This window comes from Kocuria sp. GQ42 (genome assembly GCF_059758435.1).
This window is the reverse complement of the sequence record NZ_JCAXEN010000001.1, coordinates 1,085,108-1,104,226: the sequence shown is the minus strand read 5'-3', so window position 1 is coordinate 1,104,226 and position 19,119 is coordinate 1,085,108. Positions and strand designations below refer to the sequence as shown.

Below are 19,119 nucleotides of genomic sequence, written 5' to 3'. Positions count from 1 at the left end.
TCCGGATCGGGGGCGGCGGCCGGTCCGGTAGGTTGGGTGAGGCCCCGCGGCCGCCGTCCGATCCCCGAACCACCCGAGGTGAGCATGAAAGCCTGGTCCGCCCGACCCGTTCCCGACCTCCCCGGCGAGGCGGCCCTGCCCGTCGTGCAGGACACCCGGCTGCGGCGGCGGGTGGAGCTGCCCCGGCAGGAGCGGGCGAGCCTCTACGTGTGCGGGATCACCCCGTACGACGCCACCCACATGGGACACGCCGCCACGTACGTGGCCTTCGACCTGCTGCACCGCGCCTGGCTGGACGCGGGGACCCCGGTGGACTACGTGCAGAACGTCACCGACGTGGACGACCCGCTGCTCGAACGGGCCGCGGCCACCGGCGTGGACTGGCGTGACCTGGCCGCCGAGCAGACCGAGCTGTTCCGCACCGACATGAGCGCGCTCAACGTCCTCCCGCCCCAGCACTACGTGGGCGCGACCGAGGCCGTCGGCTGGATCGTGCCGGCCGTCGAGCGCCTCGTGGCCCGCGACCTCGCCTACCGGGTGGCGGGCCGGGACGGCGAGCCGGACGGGGACGTCTACTTCGACGTCGAGGCCGCGGGCGCGCTGCCCACCGACGACGACGACGCGTGGGTGCTCGGCGACGTCTCCCACCTGACCCCCGAGCAGATGCTGCCGCTGTTCGCCGAGCGCGGCGGGGACCCCGAGCGCCCGGGCAAGCGGCACCGGCTGGACCCGCTGCTGTGGCGCGCGGAGCGCCCCGGAGAGCCCGCCTGGGACGGCGCGTCGCTGGGCCCGGGGCGGCCCGGCTGGCACATCGAGTGCTCGCTCATCGCCCTGGAGCACCTGCCCGCCCCGTTCACCGTCCAGGGCGGCGGCTCGGACCTCGTCTTCCCGCACCACGAGATGGGCGCCGGCCACTGCTGGGCGCTGACCGGCAAGCCCATGGCCCGGCACTTCCTGCACACCGGGATGGTCGGCCTCGACGGGGAGAAGATGTCCAAGTCCAAGGGCAACCTGGTGCTCGTCTCCGCGCTGCGGGCCCAGGGGGTCGATCCCGCCGTGATCCGCACCGCGATCCTCGCCCACCGCTACACCGACGACTGGTTCTGGACCGACCTCGTGCTGGCCGGCGCCGTCGCCCGCGTGGACGCGTGGCGCCGCGCCCTGGCCGTGGCCCCGGAGGGCAGCGCGGCCCCGCTGCTGCAGGCCGTGCGCACCGCCCTGTCCGACGACCTGGACGCCCCCGCGGCGCTGGCGGCGCTGGACGCGTGGGCCGCCGACGCCCTGACCACCGGCACCCCGGGGCCCTGCGGGGCGGACGCCCGGCTGGTCCGGGACCTGGTGGACGCCCGGCTCGGCATCGAGCTCTGAGCCCGCCGGCGGACCCGGTGCCGCCGGACGACGCCGGACGACGACGGAGGGGCGGCACCCGATCCCGGGTGCCGCCCCTCCGTCGTCCCTGCGCCGCCGATCCCCGTCACCGGGCACCGGCGGCGCTCACTTCTCGTCGCGGCGGCGGCGCAGGTAGCGCTCGAACTCCTTGGCGATCGCGTCCCCGGTGGCCTCGGGCAGGTCCGTGGTGTCCTTGGCCTCCTCGAGCTGCTGGACGTAGGCGGCGATCTCGGGGTCGTCGGAGGCCAGCTCGTTCACCCCGCGCTCCCACGCCTCGGCGTCCTCGGCGATGGCGTCCAGCGGCAGCGTGATGCTGAGCAGCTCCTCGAGCTCCCGCAGCAGGGCCAGCTCGGCCTTCGGGGAGGGGGACTGCGCCACGTAGTGGGGCACCGCCGCCCACAGGCTGACCGTGGGGAACCCGCCCAGGGAGGCCATGTGGGAGAGGAGCCCCACGATCCCGGTGGGTCCCTCGTACTGGGAGGAGTCGATGCCCAGCTCGTCCTGGAGCTCGGCGGTGTCCGAGGTCTTGGTCACCGGGATGGGCCGGGTGTGCGGCACGTCCGCGAGCAGCGCCCCGACCATCACCACGAAGTCGACGTCGAGCAGGGTCGCCTGCTCGAGCAGCTCCGCGGTGAAGGAGCGCCACCGGTAGGAGGGCTCCCAGCCGTGCAGCAGCACGAGGTCGAGATTCGTGCCGGGCACGGTGGCGGTGGAGAGCCGGGTCGTGGGCCAGACGATCTTCACGTCGCCGGTCGCCCCCCGGCGCACGAGGGGCCGGGAGAACTGGTAGTCGTAGTAGTCGTCCGACGTCACCTCGAAGACGTCCTTCGCCCCGTAGTGGGTGGCCAGGAACTGCACGGCGTCCGTGGCGGCGTCCCCGGCGTCGTTCCACCCCTCGAACGCGGCCACCAGCACGGTCACGCGCTCCTGGTCACCGTCCTCGCGGACCACGCCGAACGGCCCCGCCTGGGGGCGGGGGAACGTCTCGTCGAAGTTGTTGCTCACGGAACCCACACTACGCGCCGGGACATCGACGGCAAGTGGCCCGGCACGGGGAGCCCTGTGTTGCGGCCACTACGATGGAGGCCATGTCCAGCCTCCCGTCCGCGTCCCCCGACGACCTCCTGCCCACCGCCGTGCTGTTCGACATGGACGGGACCCTGGTGGACACCGAGCCGTACTGGATCGAGGCCGAGATCGAGCTGGTGCGCTCCCACGGGGGCACCTGGACCGAGGCGGACGCCCTGGCCATGGTCGGCACCGGGCTGGAGGACGCCGCCGCCGTGTTCCAGCGCCAGGGGGTGCGCCTGGGGATCCGGGAGATCGTGGACCGGCTCATCGGCCGGGTCGCGGCCCGCACCCGGGAGCGGGTCGTCTACAAGGAGGGGGCGCCGGAGCTGGTCGCCGCCCTGCGCGAGCGCGGCGTGCCCCTGGCCCTGGTCACCAGCAGCGAGGCGCTCCTGGCCGAGGTCGTCCTCGACGCCTTCGGCGGCCCGGGCGTCTTCGACGTCGTCGTCACCGGCGACCTCGGCCACCCGGCGAAGCCGGCCCCCGACCCCTACCGGATCGGCGCCGCCGGTCTCGCCGAGCGCGCCGGCCGTCCGCTGGCGCGCGCCGGCATGGTGGCCGTCGAGGACTCCCGCACGGGCATCCGCTCCGCGACCGCCGCGGGGATCTTCACCGTGGGCGTGCCCAACATGGTCCCGCTCGACGACGCCGGCGCCGACCTCGTGCTGCCGAGCCTCGCCGGCGTGGGCCCCGAGGACCTCGGCCGGATCGTGGCCGGGGCCCGCGCGTGAGCCGCCCCCGCAGCGAGGGCATCCCCCTGGGCCGGATCGGCGGGGTGCCCATCACGCTCTCCTGGTCGTGGTTCGTGATCGCCGCGGTCACCGTGCTCCTCTACACCCCCGTGCTGATGACCGCCTACCCGCGGCTCGGCGCGCTCAACTACGCCGCGTCCCTGGGCTTCGCCCTGACCCTGGCCCTGTCCGTGCTGCTGCACGAACTGGCCCACGCCTGGACGGGCCGGGCCTTCGGCTGGCCCACCGGCCGGATCGTGCTCAGCCTGCTCGGCGGCCACACCCACTTCGGGGACGTGCGCAGCACCCCGCTGGCCTCCGCCGCGGTGTCGCTGGCCGGGCCGGCCGTGAACCTCGCGCTCGGCCTGGCCGGCTGGACGCTGCTGCGCACCGGCGAGCCGTCGCCCACGCTCGGCTGGGTGCTGCTCGACCTCACCACGTGGGCGAACCTCATCGTCGGCGTCTTCAACGTGCTGCCGGGCCTGCCCCTGGACGGGGGCCGCGTGGTGGAGGCCCTGGTCTGGGCGGTCACCGGCCGGGAGCACCACGGCACGGTGGTGGCCGCCTGGACGGGCCGGCTGCTCGCCGTGGGCCTCGTCGTCGGGGCCGGGGTCACGGGCCTGTGGAACCAGCCCGTCGCCCTCGTGCTCGTCGTCCTCATCGCCGGCTTCATGTGGCAGGGCGCCGGCGCCTCCCTGCGCGGGGCGGCCGTCCTGTCCCGCGTGCACGGCGTCAGCGCCGCCGCGCTGGCCGAGCCCGCCGTGGCGGTGCCGGAGGGCGCCTCCCTGGCCCACACCGACCGGCTGGTCACCGACCACCTCGCCCGCGCCGCCGCCCCGGGCGGCCCGGTCCTGCACGTGCTCGCCGTCTCCCCGGACCGGCAGGTCGTCGGTCTGCTCCTGCCGGCCGCGGCCGACGCCGTGCCCCCGGCCCGGCGGGCCGACACCCCGCTGACGTCCGTGCTCCAGCACCTGCCCGCCGACGCCGTGCTCGACGCCGGGCTGCGCGAGGAGTCCCTGCTGCGGGCCGTCGCCGCCCGGGAGTACCCCCACTACGTGGTGACGGGACCCGACGGCGCCCTCGTGGGCGTGCTGCGCACCGCCGCCCTCGAGCGCCTGCTCGCCGGCTGACGCCGGGCCCCCGCCCCGGCCCCCCGCGCCGCGGTGACACAATGGGGAAGGACCCCCGGGCCGGCGGAGCCTCCGCCGGCCCCCGCACGACCAGACCAGACCACGCCCTGCCCCGAGAGTGAGCCGATGACCGGAACCGCTGACCACACCGCCGCCCCTGCACCCGCGTCCCCGCGGGGCGCCGCCAACCGGCGCGGGCCCTTCCGGGCCGGGGAGCGCGTGCAGCTGACCGACGAGCGCGGCCGGATGAACACGGTCACGCTCGCGGACGACGGCGAGTTCCACTCCCACCGCGGCGTGCTCAGCCACGGCGAGCTCATCGGCCGCCCGGAGGGCACAGTGGTCGAGAACTCCGCCGGGTTCCGGTACCAGGCCCTGCGCCCGCTGCTCAAGGACTTCGTGCTGTCCATGCCGCGCGGCGCCGCGGTGGTCTACCCCAAGGACGCCGGCCAGATCGTCACGATGGCCGACATCTTCCCGGGCGCCCGGGTGGTCGAGGCCGGTGTCGGCTCCGGCGCGCTGTCCATCTCCCTGCTGCGAGCGGTGGGCGACGAGGGCCGGCTGCACTCCTTCGAGCGGCGGGCGGAGTTCGCCGACATCGCCCGCGGCAACGTGGAGACCATGTTCGGCGGCCCGCACCCCGCGTGGCAGATCAGCATCGGGGACCTCGCCGAGGAGCTCGGCGAGCACGAGGCGCCCGGCTCCGTGGACCGTGTGGTCCTCGACATGCTCGCCCCGTGGGAGTGCCTCGACGCCGTGGCCACGGCCCTGACCCCCGGCGGGGTGGTCATGTGCTACGTCGCGACCGTCACCCAGCTCTCCCGCACCGCCGAGGCGATGCGCGCCGACGGCCGCTTCACCGAGCCCGACGCCTCCGAGACCATGGTCCGCGGCTGGCACGTCGAGGGCCTGGCCGTGCGCCCGGACCACCGCATGGTCGCCCACACCGGCTTCCTGCTCTCCGCCCGCCGGCTGGCCGACGGCTCCGAGCGGCTGGCGCCCAAGCGGCGGGCCTCCAAGTCCGAGTACAGCGAGGAGGACCTGCAGGCCTGGACCCCCGTGGCCCTCGGCGAGCGGGACGTCACCGACAAGAAGCTGCGCCGCGCCGGCCGCGATGCCCTCGGCCTGGCCGAGCGCGCCGCCCGCGCGACGCCCCCGCCGGCACCGGCACCGGAGTCCGCGCCCGAGGCCGCACCGGCTCCCGCGCCCGAGGCCGCACCGGCTCCCGCGCCCGAGGCCGCACCGGCTCCCGCGCCCGAGGCCGCACCGGCTCCCGCGCCCGAGCAGCCCCACGAGGAGCGCCCGTGAACGAGACCTCCCCGCAGCAGACCACCGGACCGGCCGGCACCGGACCGGCGGACGCCGAGCAGACCCGCCGGGCCCTGACTAACGCCCAGCGGCAGGTCAACATCCTGCGCGACCAGAAGCGCGCCCTCGACAAGCAGCTCGCCGCCGCCGGCACCCAGAACCAGAAGCTCGTCCGGCTCCTCGACGCGACCCGCACCGAGATCGCCCAGCTCAAGCGCGCCCTCGAGAACGACCTGGTCCCGCCCCTGAGCCAGGGCACCGTGCTGCAGGTCAACCCCGGGCGCACCCCGGTCGGCGAGCAGACGGGCAGCGGTCCCGCCGTCACCGACCGCACGCTCGACGTCCTCGTGGCCGGGCGCCGCATGCGCGTGGCCCTCAGCCCGCTCGTGAGCTTCGCCGCCTGCGAGCCGGGCCGCCAGGTCCTCCTCGACCAGAACTACACCGTCGGCGCCGTCCTCGACTACGAGCAGACCGGCGAGATCGCCACCGTCAAGGAGATCGTCGACCACGACCGCGTCCTCACCGTGGGACGCTCCGACGAGGAGCGCGTCCTGCTGCTCTCCGGGCTCCTGCGCCGGAGCCGCCCGGAGATCGGCGACGCGGTGTCCATCGACCACCGCACCGGCTTCGCCCTCGAGCCCATCGAGCGCTCCGACGTCGAGCAGCTGGTCCTCGAGGAGGTCCCCGCCGTCTCCTACGACGACATCGGCGGCCTCGGCCCCCAGATCGAGCAGATCCGCGACGCCGTCGAGCTGCCCTTCGTGCACCCCGAGCTCTACCGCGAGCACGGGCTCACCCCGCCCAAGGGCATCCTGCTCTACGGGCCCCCCGGCAACGGCAAGACGCTCATCGCGAAGGCCGTCGCCCGCTCCCTCGCCGAGCGCGCCGCGGACCGCGCCGGGCGCGGGAAGGCCCTGGGCTACTTCCTCAACATCAAGGGCCCCGAGCTGCTGGACAAGTACGTGGGGGAGACCGAGCGCCAGATCCGCTCCATCTTCCTGCGCGCCCGCGAGCAGGCGGCCCGCGGCATCCCCGTGGTCGTGTTCTTCGACGAGATGGACTCCCTGTTCCGCACCCGCGGCTCGGGGCTGTCCTCGGACGTGGAGACCACCATCGTCCCGCAGCTGCTCACCGAGATCGACGGCGTGGAGCGCCTGGACAACGTCATCGTCATCGGCGCCACGAACCGCGAGGACATGATCGACCCCGCCGTGCTGCGCCCGGGCCGGCTCGACGTGAAGATCCGCATCGACCGCCCGGACGCCGAGGGCGCCGCCGAGATCCTGCGGCTCTACGTCACCGAGGACCTGCCGCTGCGCCAGGACGAGGTCGACGCCGCCGGCTCCCGCGCCGGGGCCGTCGCCGGCCTCGTGGACGCCGCCGTGGCCCGGATGTACGAGAAGAGCCCCGGCACCCGGTTCCTGCACCTCAGCTACCGGGACGGCACCGAGGAGACCCTCTACTTCAGCGACTTCACCTCCGGGGCAGTCATCCGCAACGTGGTGGACCGGGCCAAGAAGCAGGCCATCAAGGACCTGCTCACCACCGGGGTCCGCGGCCTGGGCCGCGACCACCTGGTCCGCGCGGTGGACGAGGAGTTCCACGAGCAGCAGGACCTGCCCAACACCTCCAACCCGGAGGACTGGGCCCGCATCTCGGGGCGCCGCGGCGACACCATCACCGACCTGCGCGTGGTCCTGCACCGCGACCCGCACCCGGCCGGCCCCGGCGGGCGCCACGCCCCGGCCGGTCCGGCGTCGACCGGTCCGACGTCGGCCGGACCGGTCCCGGGGGAGGGGCCCGCGTGAGCGTGCGCCGCGTCATGGGCGCCGAGACCGAGTTCGGCGTGCTCGCCACCGGCAACCCGCACGCCAACGCCACCGTGCTCTCCAGCCAGGTGGTCACCACCTACGCCGCCCTCGTGCGGCGCCGCCTCGGCGCGTCCCGGACCGCCGCCGGGTGGGACTACCACGGCGAGACCCCCCTCGAGGACGCCCGCGGCTTCACCGTCCCCCGCGACCAGGCCGACCCCTCGCAGCTCACCGACGTCGCGCCCGTGCTCACGGCCGAGGAGGTCGCCGCCGAGGCCCTCCGGGAGATCGGGTCCCACGCCGAGTCCCTGGACTGGCGGCAGGTCGTGATGAACACCGTCCTGCCCAACGGCGCCCGCCTCTACGTGGACCACTCGCACCCCGAGTACTCCTCCCCGGAGGTGACCACCCCCCGCGACGCCGTCCTGTGGGACGCCGCCGGGGACCGGGTGGCCCTCGACGCGGTCCGGGCGATCGCCGCGAGCGCCGCCACGACCGGCCTCGACGTCGTGAACCTCTACAAGAACAACACCGACAACAAGTCCGTCTCCTACGGCGCCCACGAGAACTACCTCGTGCCCCGCACGGTGCCCTTCGCCGCCCTTGCCGCCGGGCTGCTGCCCTTCTTCGCCTCCCGGCAGGTGGTGTGCGGCGCCGGTCGCGTCGGCATCGGGGACCGCGGCGGGCGCCCGGGCTTCCAGATCAGCCAGCGCGCCGACTTCTTCGAGCGCGAGGTCGGCCTCGAGACCACCGTCCACCGTCCCATCGTCAACACCCGCGACGAGCCCCACGCCGAGCGCACCCGCCACCGGCGCCTGCACGTCATCATCGGCGACGCCAACCTCTCCCACACCTCGAGCCTGCTGAAGTTCGGCACCACCTCCCTGGTCCTGGGCCTGATCGAGGCCGGTGCCGCCCCGGACATCGCCCTCGCCGACCCGGTGGCAGCCCTGCAGGCGATCAGCCACGACCCGGGGCTGACCACCACCGTCCTGCTCCGGGACGGCCGGCGGCTCACGGGCGTCCAGCTGCAGCGGCTCTACCTCGAGGCCGCCCGGGCGCACGAGCACGCGACCGGGGGCCCCGACCCGGACACCCGCGAGGTGCTCGAGCTGTGGGCGGAGGTCCTCGACGCCCTCGAGACGGACCCCCTGTCCCTCGCGGACCGCCTGGACTGGGTCGCCAAGCACGCCCTGCTGCTGGGCTACCGGGAGCGCGACGGTCTGGCCTGGGACGACCCGCGCCTGACGTTGATCGACCTGCAGTACGCGGACGTGCGCCCGGAGAAGGGCCTGCACCACCGGCTGGTCGCGGCCGGCCGGATGCGCACCCTCTTCACCGCCGAGGAGGTGGAGCGCGCCGCCGGCCTGCCCCCCGCCGACACCCGGGCGTGGTTCCGTGGCCGGCTGATGACCCGCTTCCCCGACGACGTCCTCACGGCCAACTGGGACTCGGTCTCGCTCACCCTGCCCGGCGTCCGCCGCGGCGCCCGGATCGCGATGCCCGAGCCGCTCGAGCTGACCCGCGAGGACGTCGACCCCCTGCTGAGCGCGGCGCCCGACGCCGAGCACCTCGTCCGCGCCCTCGCCACCGCCCGACCCGCCCTCGTGCACACCGGCTCCCTCGGCTGAGCACCCCGACCACCATCCCCAGGAGGAACCCCGTCATGGCCCAGGAACGCATCTTCGGCACCGGCGCCCAGCGCCGCGAGGAGTCCGAGCTCCCCGAGCTCCCCGAGCCCGGAGCCCCCGCCCCCACGGCACCCACCGCCCAGTCCCAGACCACCGCGACCAGCGCCGACGACCTGCTCGCCGAGATCGACGGCGTGCTCGAGTCCAACGCCGAGGAGTTCGTGAAGGGCTTCGTCCAGAAGGGCGGCCAGTAGCCCCCATGGACCGCAGGATCTACGGGGTCGAGACCGAGTTCGGCCTCACCCACAGCGCCCCCGGCGCCCGTCCGCTCAGCCCGGAGGAGGCCGCGCGCACCCTCTTCCGCCCCGTGGTGGCCTGGGGCCGGTCCTCGAACGTGTTCCTGCCCAACGGCGGGCGCCTCTACCTGGACGTGGGCTCCCACCCCGAGTACGCCACCGCGGAGTGCGCCACGCTCGAGGACCTCGTCGCCCAGGACAAGGCCGGCGAGCTCATCGTCGACGACCTCCGGCGGCAGGCCCAGGACGCCCTGGCGGAGCAGGGGGTGGGCGGGCAGCTGTACCTGTTCAAGAACAACGTGGACTCGCGCGGCAACTCCTACGGCTCGCACGAGAACTACCTGATCGCCCGGCGCACGGAGTTCGCCCGGCTCGTGCAGATCCTCATCCCGTTCCTCGTCACCCGCCAGCTGCTCGTCGGCGCCGGCAGGGTGCACCCCGCCGGGCCCGAGGACTTCGGCGCCGTCCGGATGGGCGACGACGCCGGGACGCCCAGCTACTCGTTCTCCCAGCGCGCCGACCACATCTGGGAGGGCTCCTCCTCGGCCACGACGCGCTCCCGGCCCCTCATCAACACCCGGGACGAGCCGCACGCCGACGCCGAGCACTACCGCCGGCTGCACGTCATCGTGGGCGACTCGACGATGTCCCAGACCACCACGGCGCTGCGGATCGGGACCACCGACCTCGTGCTGCGGATGATCGAGGCCGGGCAGATCCTGCCCGACCGCACCATGGCGGACCCCGTCCGGTCCCTGCGCGAGGTCTCCCACGACCTCACCGGCACCCGCCCGGTCCTGCTCGCCGACGGCACCCGCCGCTCCGCCCTGGACCTGCAGCACGAGCACCTGGAGTCCGTGCGCCGGTTCGTGGACCGCGAGGGGGCCCACCACGACCGCGTGCCGTGGGTGCTCGACCTGTGGGAGCGGGCCCTGGACGCCGTGGCCCGACAGGACACCTCGGCGATCGACACCGAGATCGACTGGGCGATCAAGAAGAAGCTCCTCGACGGCTACGCCGCCCGCGACGGCCTGGACCTCTCCGCGCCCCGGATGGCGCAGCTGGACCTCGCCTACCACGACACCGCCCCGGAGCGGGGGCTCTTCAATCTCCTGCAGCGCCGGGGACGGGCCGCGACCTTCGTCCCGGGCGAGCGGGTCCAGGAGGCCGCCCGCACCCCGCCCGCCACGCGGGCCGCCGTGCGCGGCCGGTTCATCGAGGCGGTGCTCGCGTCCGGACACGAGTACACCGTCGACTGGGTGCACCTGAAGGTCAACGACCGCGGCCGGCGCACGGTGCTGTGCAAGGACCCGTTCGCCGTGGCGCACCCGGAGGCCGACGCCCTGATCGCCGCCCTCGGCGAGCGCGACACCGCGGGGCGGGCCCACGGGGACGCCCCCGTGGTCTGAGCCGCGCCGCGGGAGCGCCCCGTCCAGTCAACGCCCAGCGCCCTGCACTAGGCTGGCCGCCGTCCCGGCCCGAGCCGTCCGACCCCACCGCCCCCACCCGGCCCGACCCCTGAGGAAGACACCCGTGCGAAAGACCCTGACCACCTCCGGCGCCGCCCTGTCCCTGGCGCTCGTCCTCACGGGCTGCTCCGGGCCCGGCGTCGACTCCGTGGAGCTCAGCAACGAACCGGACCCGGGCACGGCCCCGTCCGTCACGTTCGAGACCCCGCTCAACGCCGAGGAGGCCGGCGCGAAGGAGCTGCGCGAGGGCGACGGGGAGGAGCTCGCCGAGGGCGACACCATCCTCCTGCAGGCGGCGCTCTTCAAGGGCTCCGACGGCACGTCCATCGGCGAGACCTACTCCCGCGGCGCCGGCCAGGTGCTCCAGCTCGAGCAGGGCCTCCAGGAGTCGATCCCGGAGATGTACGACGCGCTCGTGGGCGCCAAGGAGGGCGCGATCATCGCCTACTCCTCCCCGGAGACCTCCGGGGCCGCCGGCGACGAGTCGACCTCCGTGGAGGTCTACGAGGTCGTCCGGAAGATCCCCACCGAGATCGAGGGCGACATGCAGGACAGCCCCCGGGGCCTGCCGGAGATCACCGAGAACGACGAGGGCGTGCCGGCCGTGGCGAAGCCGGAGGGCCAGGCCCCGAAGAAGCTCGTCTCCGAGTACCTCATCGAGGGCGACGGCGAGGAGGTCGCCGAGGGCGACACCGTCATCGCGAACTACGTGGGCGTCAAGTGGTCCGACGGCGAGACCTTCGACTCCTCCTACGAGAACGGCGCCCCCGCGTCCTTCCCGCTCGACAACGTCATCGAGGGCTGGCAGGAGGGCCTCGAGGGCAAGAAGGAGGGTTCCCGCGTGATCCTCTCCGTGCCCGTCGGCCAGGCCTACGGCACGGAGAAGGACCTGGGCGAGGACTCCGACTACCCGGCCGGCAGCCTGCTCTTCGTCGTCGACATCCTGGCGGCCGTGGACACCCCCGAGGCCCCGGCCGAGGACGAGTCCTCCGCCTCGCCGTCCCCCTCCGCGACCGAGGAGTAGCCCCCGGTCGGCTAAGGTGGCCCGGTGGGCCCCCGAGGCCCCTCCGATCCCGACGACCACCCGTCGACGACCCGACGAACAGGAGCACCCATGTCCTTCGGAGAGCGCAAGCTCGACCGCAGCAAGCCCGAGATCGACTTCCCCGAGGGGGAGGCCCCGACCGAGCTCGTCAGCACCGACCTCGTGGAGGGCACCGGCGCCGAGGCGACGCCCGGCAAGCAGATCTCCTGCCACTACGTGGGCGTGACGTTCTCCGCCGGCGAGGAGTTCGACGCCTCCTGGAACCGCGGCCAGCCCCTCGACTTCACCGTGGGCATCGGCCAGGTCATCGAGGGCTGGGACAAGGGCCTGCTGGGCATGAAGGTCGGCGGCCGCCGCCGGCTGGAGATCCCCGCGGACCAGGCCTACGGCTCCAGGGGCGCCGGCGGGGTCATCGGCCCGGACGAGGCCCTGATCTTCGTGGTGGACCTCCTGGACGTGCGCTGAGGACCCACCGGATGGCAGCCCGATCGACGGAGCGGCTCCTCAACCTGCTCATCGCCCTGGTCTCCCGCGAACGCGGGTACACCCGCGCCGAGCTCCGGGAGGCCGTTCCGTCGTACGCGGAGTCCGCGTCCGACGAGGCGTTCGAGCGCATGTTCGAGCGCGACAAGGCGGAGCTGCGCGACCTCGGCTACCCCATCGAGGAGGTCTCCGAGGACCCCCTGTTCCCCGACGACACGCACGGCCACCGCTACCGGATCCCGCGCGGTTCGTTCACGCTGCCGCCGCTGCAGTTCACGGCGGAGGAGTCCGCGGTGCTCGCCCTGGCGGCCAACGCCTGGACGGACGCCTCCCTCGGGGAGCTCGCCCGCCGGGCACTGCGCAAGCTCGAGCCCGCCATCGGGGGCCTGCCGGAGGACGACGCCCCGCCGCTGCTGCAGCCCACCCTCACCGCCCACGAGCCGTCCTTCGAGCCGCTGCTCTCGGCCGTGGTGCGCCACCGCGAGGTCCGCTTCGACTACCTCGCCCGCAGCACCGATCAGCTCACCACCCGGCGGCTGCGGCCGTGGGGCATCGGCTCCCGCTACGGCAACTGGTACGTGGTCGGCTGGGACCTGGACCGCAAGGACTCCCGCACGTTCCGGCTGTCGCGGATCATGTCCGACGTCACGGTCACCCGCAAGGAGTTCGACCCGCCCGAGGGCTTCTCCATGAACGAGTCCCTGTCCCAGATGGTCTCCCACGCCCCCGCGCGCACCGTGGAGGTGCTGGCCCGGCCCGGCCACGCGCACATGCTGCGCCGGATGGCCGCCCGGCAGGAGCCCGGCGTCGGCGCCGGGGACGGCGTGGACCGGTGGGACCGGCTGCACATTCCCTTCGCGGAGACCGAGATCCTCGCCGAGGAGATCGCCGCGGCGGGCCCCGGCGTCGTCGTGCCCCGCGACGGGGACGGCACCGCCCCCACCATGCAGGCCGAGGTGCGCGCCGCGGTGGTGCGCCGGCTGCGGAGCGCCGCGTCCGCCGTGGCACGGTTCCGCGGCGTGCAGGTCGACTGGAACAACAAGTCCCGCAAGGGCACGCGCAACAAGCTCTCCACCGCGGACCACCTCTCGCGGCTGCTCGAGATCGTCCGCTGGGTCTACGCCCACCAGGGCGCGGAGCTCGAGGAGACCGCCCGCCGGTTCGGGATCACCGACCAGGAGCTGATCGCGGACCTCAACACCCTGTTCGTGTGCGGCAAGCCCGGGCACATGCCGGACCAGCTGATCGACGCGTCCTGGGACGACGGCCACGTCTACCTGTCCAACGCGGACGAGCTCTCCGACCCCGTGCGCCTCACGCAGCCGGAGGCCTCCGCGCTGCTCGTGGGCCTGCAGACGCTGCGCACCGTGCCCGGCGGGGACTCCGAGGCGGTCGCGTCCACGATCGCGAAGGTTGCCGGCGCCGCGGGGGACGCCGGGGTGCTCGCCAACGCGGTGGGCGCCCGCCCCATCACGGACACGCCCGCGCCCGCCCTCGCCGACGTCATGTCCGCGGTGCGCCGCGCCGTGGAGCAGCGCCGCCGGATCCGGATCGGCTACGTGGTCCCGTCCCGCGACGAGCTCACCGAGCGGGTCGTGGACCCGGTCCAGGTGTTCTCCTCCAACACCCACTGGTACGTGCGCGCCTGGTGCCTCGGCTCCGAGGGGATGCGCAACTTCCGGCTGGACCGGATCTCCGCCGTCGAGGACGCCGGGCCGGCGGGGGAGCGCCCCGCAGCCCAGGAGGCCGCCGCCGCGTCCCCGCCCGCCCCCGGCACCCCGGACACCGTGGAGGTCGTGCTCGTCACCGACCGGCGCAGCCGGTGGATCGCCGACCAGTACCACGCCACCCGCACGGCCGTGGTCCGGGTCCCCGGCGGGGCCCGCACCGGGCCGGCGGCGGACCACGAGGCCGCGCTCATCGGGTTCCAGACGGCCGAGGCCGTGTGCGCGCTCGTCACCCGCTACGGCGGCCAGCTCGCGGTCATCGGGCCCGACGACGTCGTGGCGCAGGTGGAACTCTGGGTGAACTCTGCGCTCGGCGCCTACGGGGCGTCCGAGCCGGCCTGATCCGCCCGCCTATACTGGAAGGCATGCTCTGGTGGTCCTGGGTCCTGCTGTGGACGGTCCTCGTCCTGCTCGGCGCGGCGTTCCTCGGACTGATGCTGTGGCGGCTGGTGAAGACCTTCTTCGTCCTGCTCCGGGACACCGAGACGGTGGCCGGGGAGTTCGCCCAGCGGTGGGACGACGCGGCCGCCGGGGTGCAGCGCCCCGTCCGGGCCGCCCCGGACCCGGCCCTGTTCACACCGGTGGGGCAAGCCGTGGCCGACTACCGGGTCGGCCGTGACCAACGAGAAACCGCCCGTCTGAGACGCCGCATCGAGCGCAAGGACCGGATGGGCCAGCCGCAGCGGATCAGCGACCTCCGCCGGGCTGAACGGAAAGGAATGTTCCATGGGTAGGCTCTTCGACAGCCCCTTCATGATCCTGATCATCCTGCTGGTGATCCTGCTGCTGTTCGGCGCGCCCAAGCTCCCGGGCATGGCCCGCAGCCTCGGCCAGTCGCTGCGCATCTTCAAGTCCGAGGTCAAGGAGATGAAGAAGGACGACCAGCCGGACGGCTCGGACGTGGTCATCGACGGCAAGGCCGTGGCGCCCGGCCGGGACGGCACCACCGACCGTGACCCCGGCGCCACCGGCACCGCCTCGGGCACGGACACCCCGCGCGACCCCGAGCAGCACCCCGGCCGCCCTCCGGCCTGACCCCCGTCCCGATCCGCCGCACCGGCCGGTCCGCGCCCCCGACCGGGGAGCGGGCCGCCGGACCGGCCCCGCCGCCCCGGGCGGCCCCCGAGTCCCGAAGGTCCCCATGTCCTCGCAGTCCCCCCGCGGTCCGAAGAAGCGCCGGACCGCGCGCAAGGCCAATCCCCAGGCGCAGATGGCCCTGGCCGAGCACCTGCGGGAGCTGCGCAACCGGCTGATCAAGTCCGCGGTCGCCACCGTGGTGGGCATGGTCGGCGGGTTCTTCCTGTACATCCCGTTCATGGCCTACATCACGGAGCCCCTGCAGCGGCTGGCCTCCGCGGAGGGCAGCGAGGCCTCCATCAACTACTCCGCGGTGGGCTCGTCCTTCAACATCATGGTGGAGGTCTCCCTGGTGCTCGGCCTGGTCCTGGCCAGCCCTGTGTGGCTCTACCAGCTCTGGGCGTTCGTGACGCCGGCCCTGCACCGGACCGAACGGCGCTACGCGGTCGGCTTCCTGGCCGCGGCCGTCCCGCTCTTCCTGGGCGGGATCGCGGTCGCCGTGCTCACCCTGCCCACGGCCGTCTACGCCCTCACCGCGTTCACCCCGGCGGGCGGGACCAACTTCATCTCCGCAGACGTGTACCTGCGGTTCTTCCTCCAGCTGATCCTGACCTTCGGCGTCGCCTTCGTGCTGCCCGTGTTCCTGGTGGGCCTGAACATGCTGGGCGTGCTCTCCGGGCGCACGGTGCTCAAGAGCTGGCGGATCGTCGTGGTCCTCGTGATGGTCGTCTCCGCGATGGCCGCCCCGGGCCCCGACCCGATGACCATGTTCTACCTCGCCGTGCCGCTGCTCACGCTCTTCTTCGTGGCCGTCGGACTGTGCCTGCTCCTCGACCGCCGGCGGGCCCGGAAGGAGGCCCGCCTCGCGGCGGGCACGGGGGCGTCGGCCGACGTCGCGACCCCCGCCGACGAGCTCGGCCGCCTCGGCCACGACCCCGAGGGCGGGTTCCGCACCTGACCCGCTCGGCCCGTCGCGAACGGGCCCCCGGTGGACCCGGCCACGTCCGGGTCGAGCAGTAGGGTGGACGCATGTCCTCCTACGCCGACCGATACCTGGCCGCCAAGCAGCGGGCCGCCCACGCGAGGACCGAGCTCGCCGTGTTCCAACACCGGCTCGAGTTCGAGATGGACAACTTCCAGACGACCGCCTGCGGTGCGCTCGAGGAGGGCCGGGGGGTGCTCGTCGCGGCGCCGACCGGCGCCGGCAAGACCGTGGTGGGGGAGTTCGCCGTCCACCTCGCCCTGTCCCGCGGGCAGAAGGCCTTCTACACCACGCCCATCAAGGCGCTCAGCAACCAGAAGTTCCACGAGTTCTCCCGGGCCTTCGGCGCCGAGCGGGTCGGCCTGCTCACCGGCGACACCTCGGTGAACTCCGAGGCGGACGTCGTGGTGATGACCACCGAGGTCCTGCGCAACATGCTGTACGCGGACTCGCCCACCCTGCTGAACCTGGGCTTCGTGATCATGGACGAGGTGCACTACCTCGCCGACCGCTTCCGGGGCGCCGTGTGGGAGGAGGTCATCATCCACCTGCCGGACAGCGTCCAGCTGGTGTCCCTGTCCGCGACCGTCTCCAACGCCGAGGAGTTCGGGGCCTGGCTGGACACGGTGCGCGGCGACACGGACGTGGTGGTCTCCGAGCACCGGCCCGTGCCGCTGTGGCAGCACGTCCAGGTGGGCGGGCGGCTGCTCGACCTGTTCCTGGACGACACCACGGTGGAGGAGGCCGCCGAGCGGCTCGAGGGGCCCGGCAGCGACGAGCCCGACGTCAACCCCGAGCTGCTCCAGCTCGCCCGCGCCGAGCACCCCCGCGGGGGCCGCCGGGGCGGCCGCGGGCCCGGGGGACGCTCCCGGGACCGGTTCTCCCGCCGCAACGGCGGCGAGGGCTTCCGGCCCAGCCCCGAGACGCGCCGGGTGTCCCGCCCGCAGCTGATCCGCCGCCTCGACGCCGAGGGCCTGCTGCCCGTCATCACCTTCATCTTCTCCCGCGCCGGGTGCGACGCCGCCGTGCAGCAGTGCGTCGCCGCGGACATCCGGCTGACCGGCGAGAAGGAGCAGCAGACCATCCGTGCCCGGGTGGCCGAGACCGCCGCCTCGCTCGAGGCCGCGGACCTCAACGTCCTGGGCTTCTACGAGTGGCGCGACGGCCTGCTGCGCGGCGTGGCCGCCCACCACGCGGGGATGCTGCCGGCGTTCAAGGAGCTCGTGGAGGAGCTGTTCGCCGAGGGACTCGTCAAGGCCGTCTTCGCCACGGAGACTCTGGCCCTGGGCATCAACATGCCGGCCCGCTCCGTGGTGCTCGAGAAGCTCGACAAGTTCAACGGCGAGTCCCGGGTGGACATCACACCGGGGGAATACACCCAGCTCACCGGGCGCGCGGGGCGCCGGGGGATCGATGTCGAGGGCCACGCCGTGGTGCTGTGGCAGCCCGGGATGGACCCGCACGCCGTCGCCGGTCTCGCCTCCAAGCGCACCTACCCGCTGAACTCGAGCTTCCGGCCCACCTACAACATGTCCGTGAACCTGGTGGCCCAGTTCGGCGCGCACCGCTCCCGCAAGATACTCGAGTCCTCCTTCGCCCAGTTCCAGGCCGACCGCTCCGTGGTGGGCCTGGCCCGCCGGGTCCGCTCCCAGGAAGAGTCCCTCAAGGGCTACGAGGAGGCCATGACCTGCCACCTCGGGGACTTCTCCGAGTACGCCGCCCTGCGCCGGGAGCTCAAGGACCTGGAGCGCGCCGAGGAGAAGGCCGGCTCCCGGCAGCGGCGCTCCGACGCCGTCGCGTCCCTGCACGACCTGCTGCCCGGGGACGTCGTGGAGATCCCGCGGGGGCGCAACGCCGGCTACGCCGTGATCCTGTCCACCGACCCCAACCGGGACGACCCCCGCCCCTCCATCCTCACCCTCGACCACCAGCTGCGCCGGGTGGGGGCCCAGGACCTGGACGGGCCGCTCGAGCCGGTCTCGCGGATCCGGATCCCCAAGCAGTTCACGGGCCGGACCCCCAAGGAGCGGCGCGACCTCGCCTCGTCCGTGCGCAACGCCCTGCACGAGCACCGGCCCCCGCGCGGCGGCGGCCGCGGGCACACCATCCAGTTCGACCGCGGCACCAGCGCCGCCGAGCGGCGCATCACGGAGGTCCGCAAGGCCCTGCGCGGCCACCCCTGCCACGGCTGCTCGGACCGCGAGAGCCACGCCCGCTGGGCCGAGCGCTGGTGGACGCTGCGCCGGGACACCGACGGGCTGCTGCGCCAGATCGAGAGCCGCACCAACACGATCGCCAAGACCTTCGACCGCGTCTCCGAGGTGCTGGGCTCCTTCGGCTACCTCGAGACCCTCCCGGACGGGGAGGTCCGGCCGACCCGCGCCGGCGAGCAGCTGCGGCGGATCTACGGGGACCGGGACCTGCTCCTCGCCCTGAGCCTGCGCGACGGCTTCCTCGACGACCTCGACCCCGCCGCCACCGCGGGGCTCGTGACCCTGCTCGTCTACCAGGCCAAGCGCGAGGAGCAGGGGATCCAGCCGGTCCTGCCGACCGCCGCCATGGACCGGGCCGCACAGACCGTGGTGCGCAACTGGTCCCTGCTCACCGACCGCGAGCAGGAGCACCACCTCCCGGCCACCGCGGAGCCGGAGTTCGGGCTCGTGGAGGCCATGCACCTCTGGGCGCGCGGGGCGACCCTGAGCGCGGCCCTGTCCGGCACGGAGCTCGCCGCCGGTGACTTCGTGCGCTGGGCCAAGCAGGTGATCGACATGCTCGACCAGCTCGCCAAGATCGACCTGCTCGACGCCGGCACGCGCGCCCAGTGCCAGCGCGCGATCGCGCTGGTGCGCCGCGGCGTGGTGGCCCACTCCGCGTTCGAGGACTGAGCCGCGCCCTCCCGCCCCGCGCCGCCCCGTCCACCGGCACGACCGCCCCGCACGACCCCCTCGCACCACCGCCCCCGAACAGGAGAC

16 protein-coding genes are annotated in these 19,119 nt (G+C 74.1%); 15 read left to right on the top strand and 1 reads right to left on the bottom strand.

Annotated elements, in window-relative coordinates; translation table 11 throughout:
* Positions 1-84: 84 nt before the first annotated feature.
* Positions 85-1,368 (top strand): cysteine--1-D-myo-inosityl 2-amino-2-deoxy-alpha-D-glucopyranoside ligase, encoded by a 1,284-nt coding sequence (gene mshC / locus AC6CH6_RS05265; protein ID WP_498254295.1) that lies wholly within the window; start codon positions 85-87, stop codon positions 1,366-1,368.
* 126 nt (positions 1,369-1,494) lie between these two features.
* On the opposite strand, the gene AC6CH6_RS05260 is transcribed toward mshC, so the two are convergent.
* On the bottom strand, positions 1,495-2,403 hold the full coding sequence (locus AC6CH6_RS05260; protein WP_017833504.1) for a PAC2 family protein: 909 nt from the start codon (positions 2,401-2,403) through the stop codon (positions 1,495-1,497).
* Between the two features lie 74 nt (positions 2,404-2,477).
* Here AC6CH6_RS05260 and AC6CH6_RS05255 point away from each other — a divergent pair, with 74 nt between their 5' ends.
* From AC6CH6_RS05255 to AC6CH6_RS05190, 14 genes are all read left to right on the top strand, one after another.
* On the top strand, positions 2,478-3,188 hold the full coding sequence (locus AC6CH6_RS05255) for an HAD family hydrolase (RefSeq protein ID WP_498254294.1): 711 nt from the start codon (positions 2,478-2,480) through the stop codon (positions 3,186-3,188).
* The gene (locus AC6CH6_RS05250; protein ID WP_498254293.1) at positions 3,185-4,318 is read left to right on the top strand and encodes a site-2 protease family protein; all 1,134 of its coding nucleotides are present in this window, start codon (positions 3,185-3,187) and stop codon (positions 4,316-4,318) included. Before AC6CH6_RS05255 ends, AC6CH6_RS05250 begins: the two co-directional genes overlap by 4 nt.
* A 126-nt stretch (positions 4,319-4,444) precedes the next feature.
* Positions 4,445-5,626: a tRNA (adenine-N1)-methyltransferase gene (locus tag AC6CH6_RS05245; RefSeq protein ID WP_498254292.1), complete on the top strand. Its 1,182-nt coding sequence runs from the start codon at positions 4,445-4,447 to the stop codon at positions 5,624-5,626.
* The gene (arc, locus tag AC6CH6_RS05240; protein ID WP_498254291.1) at positions 5,623-7,434 is read left to right on the top strand and encodes a proteasome ATPase; all 1,812 of its coding nucleotides are present in this window, start codon (positions 5,623-5,625) and stop codon (positions 7,432-7,434) included. The genes AC6CH6_RS05245 and arc overlap by 4 nt, the downstream gene beginning before the upstream one ends.
* Complete coding sequence (gene dop, locus AC6CH6_RS05235) at positions 7,431-9,068, top strand: depupylase/deamidase Dop (protein WP_498254290.1); 1,638 nt, start codon at positions 7,431-7,433, stop codon at positions 9,066-9,068. Before arc ends, dop begins: the two co-directional genes overlap by 4 nt.
* 35 nt (positions 9,069-9,103) lie before the next feature.
* On the top strand, positions 9,104-9,322 hold the full coding sequence (locus AC6CH6_RS05230) for a ubiquitin-like protein Pup (RefSeq protein WP_498254289.1): 219 nt from the start codon (positions 9,104-9,106) through the stop codon (positions 9,320-9,322).
* Positions 9,323-9,327: 5 nt separating this feature from the next.
* Positions 9,328-10,773: a Pup--protein ligase gene (pafA, locus tag AC6CH6_RS05225; RefSeq protein WP_498254288.1), complete on the top strand. Its 1,446-nt coding sequence runs from the start codon at positions 9,328-9,330 to the stop codon at positions 10,771-10,773.
* Positions 10,774-10,897: 124 nt separating this feature from the next.
* Entirely contained in the window at positions 10,898-11,857 is a 960-nt protein-coding gene (locus AC6CH6_RS05220) for an FKBP-type peptidyl-prolyl cis-trans isomerase (RefSeq protein WP_498254287.1), read from the top strand.
* Positions 11,858-11,947: 90 nt separating this feature from the next.
* Positions 11,948-12,343 carry an FKBP-type peptidyl-prolyl cis-trans isomerase gene (locus AC6CH6_RS05215; protein WP_017833513.1) on the top strand — a complete coding sequence of 132 codons (396 nt, stop codon included), beginning with the start codon at positions 11,948-11,950 and terminating at the stop codon, positions 12,341-12,343.
* Positions 12,344-12,354: 11 nt separating this feature from the next.
* Entirely contained in the window at positions 12,355-14,430 is a 2,076-nt protein-coding gene (locus AC6CH6_RS05210; RefSeq protein ID WP_498254286.1) for a helix-turn-helix transcriptional regulator, read from the top strand.
* A 23-nt stretch (positions 14,431-14,453) separates the two neighbouring features.
* Positions 14,454-14,822, top strand: coding sequence for a hypothetical protein (locus AC6CH6_RS05205; RefSeq protein ID WP_017833515.1), 369 nt, complete (start codon positions 14,454-14,456; stop codon positions 14,820-14,822).
* Positions 14,815-15,123: a Sec-independent protein translocase subunit TatA gene (gene tatA, locus AC6CH6_RS05200; protein WP_368811024.1), complete on the top strand. Its 309-nt coding sequence runs from the start codon at positions 14,815-14,817 to the stop codon at positions 15,121-15,123. Before AC6CH6_RS05205 ends, tatA begins: the two co-directional genes overlap by 8 nt.
* Before the next feature lie 106 nt (positions 15,124-15,229).
* Positions 15,230-16,123 (top strand): twin-arginine translocase subunit TatC, encoded by an 894-nt coding sequence (gene tatC / locus AC6CH6_RS05195; protein ID WP_017833517.1) that lies wholly within the window; start codon positions 15,230-15,232, stop codon positions 16,121-16,123.
* Between the two features lie 71 nt (positions 16,124-16,194).
* Positions 16,195-19,032 carry a DEAD/DEAH box helicase gene (locus AC6CH6_RS05190; protein ID WP_498254285.1) on the top strand — a complete coding sequence of 946 codons (2,838 nt, stop codon included), beginning with the start codon at positions 16,195-16,197 and terminating at the stop codon, positions 19,030-19,032.
* The last annotated feature ends 87 nt before the right edge of the window (positions 19,033-19,119 follow it).

What these genes read in the sequence shown, in the direction of transcription:
- mshC (WP_498254295.1), top strand. Translation starts at nt 85, where the DNA reads ATGAAAGCCTGGTCCGCCCGACCCGTTCCCGACCTCCCCGGCGAGGCG.
- AC6CH6_RS05255 (WP_498254294.1), top strand. Translation starts at nt 2,478, where the DNA reads ATGTCCAGCCTCCCGTCCGCGTCCCCCGACGACCTCCTGCCCACCGCC.
- AC6CH6_RS05245 (WP_498254292.1), top strand. Translation starts at nt 4,445, where the DNA reads ATGACCGGAACCGCTGACCACACCGCCGCCCCTGCACCCGCGTCCCCG.
- AC6CH6_RS05230 (WP_498254289.1), top strand. Translation starts at nt 9,104, where the DNA reads ATGGCCCAGGAACGCATCTTCGGCACCGGCGCCCAGCGCCGCGAGGAG.
- pafA (WP_498254288.1), top strand. Translation starts at nt 9,328, where the DNA reads ATGGACCGCAGGATCTACGGGGTCGAGACCGAGTTCGGCCTCACCCAC.
- AC6CH6_RS05215 (WP_017833513.1), top strand. Translation starts at nt 11,948, where the DNA reads ATGTCCTTCGGAGAGCGCAAGCTCGACCGCAGCAAGCCCGAGATCGAC.
- AC6CH6_RS05210 (WP_498254286.1), top strand. Translation starts at nt 12,355, where the DNA reads ATGGCAGCCCGATCGACGGAGCGGCTCCTCAACCTGCTCATCGCCCTG.
- AC6CH6_RS05205 (WP_017833515.1), top strand. Translation starts at nt 14,454, where the DNA reads ATGCTCTGGTGGTCCTGGGTCCTGCTGTGGACGGTCCTCGTCCTGCTC.
- tatA (WP_368811024.1), top strand. Translation starts at nt 14,815, where the DNA reads ATGGGTAGGCTCTTCGACAGCCCCTTCATGATCCTGATCATCCTGCTG.
- tatC (WP_017833517.1), top strand. Translation starts at nt 15,230, where the DNA reads ATGTCCTCGCAGTCCCCCCGCGGTCCGAAGAAGCGCCGGACCGCGCGC.
- AC6CH6_RS05190 (WP_498254285.1), top strand. Translation starts at nt 16,195, where the DNA reads ATGTCCTCCTACGCCGACCGATACCTGGCCGCCAAGCAGCGGGCCGCC.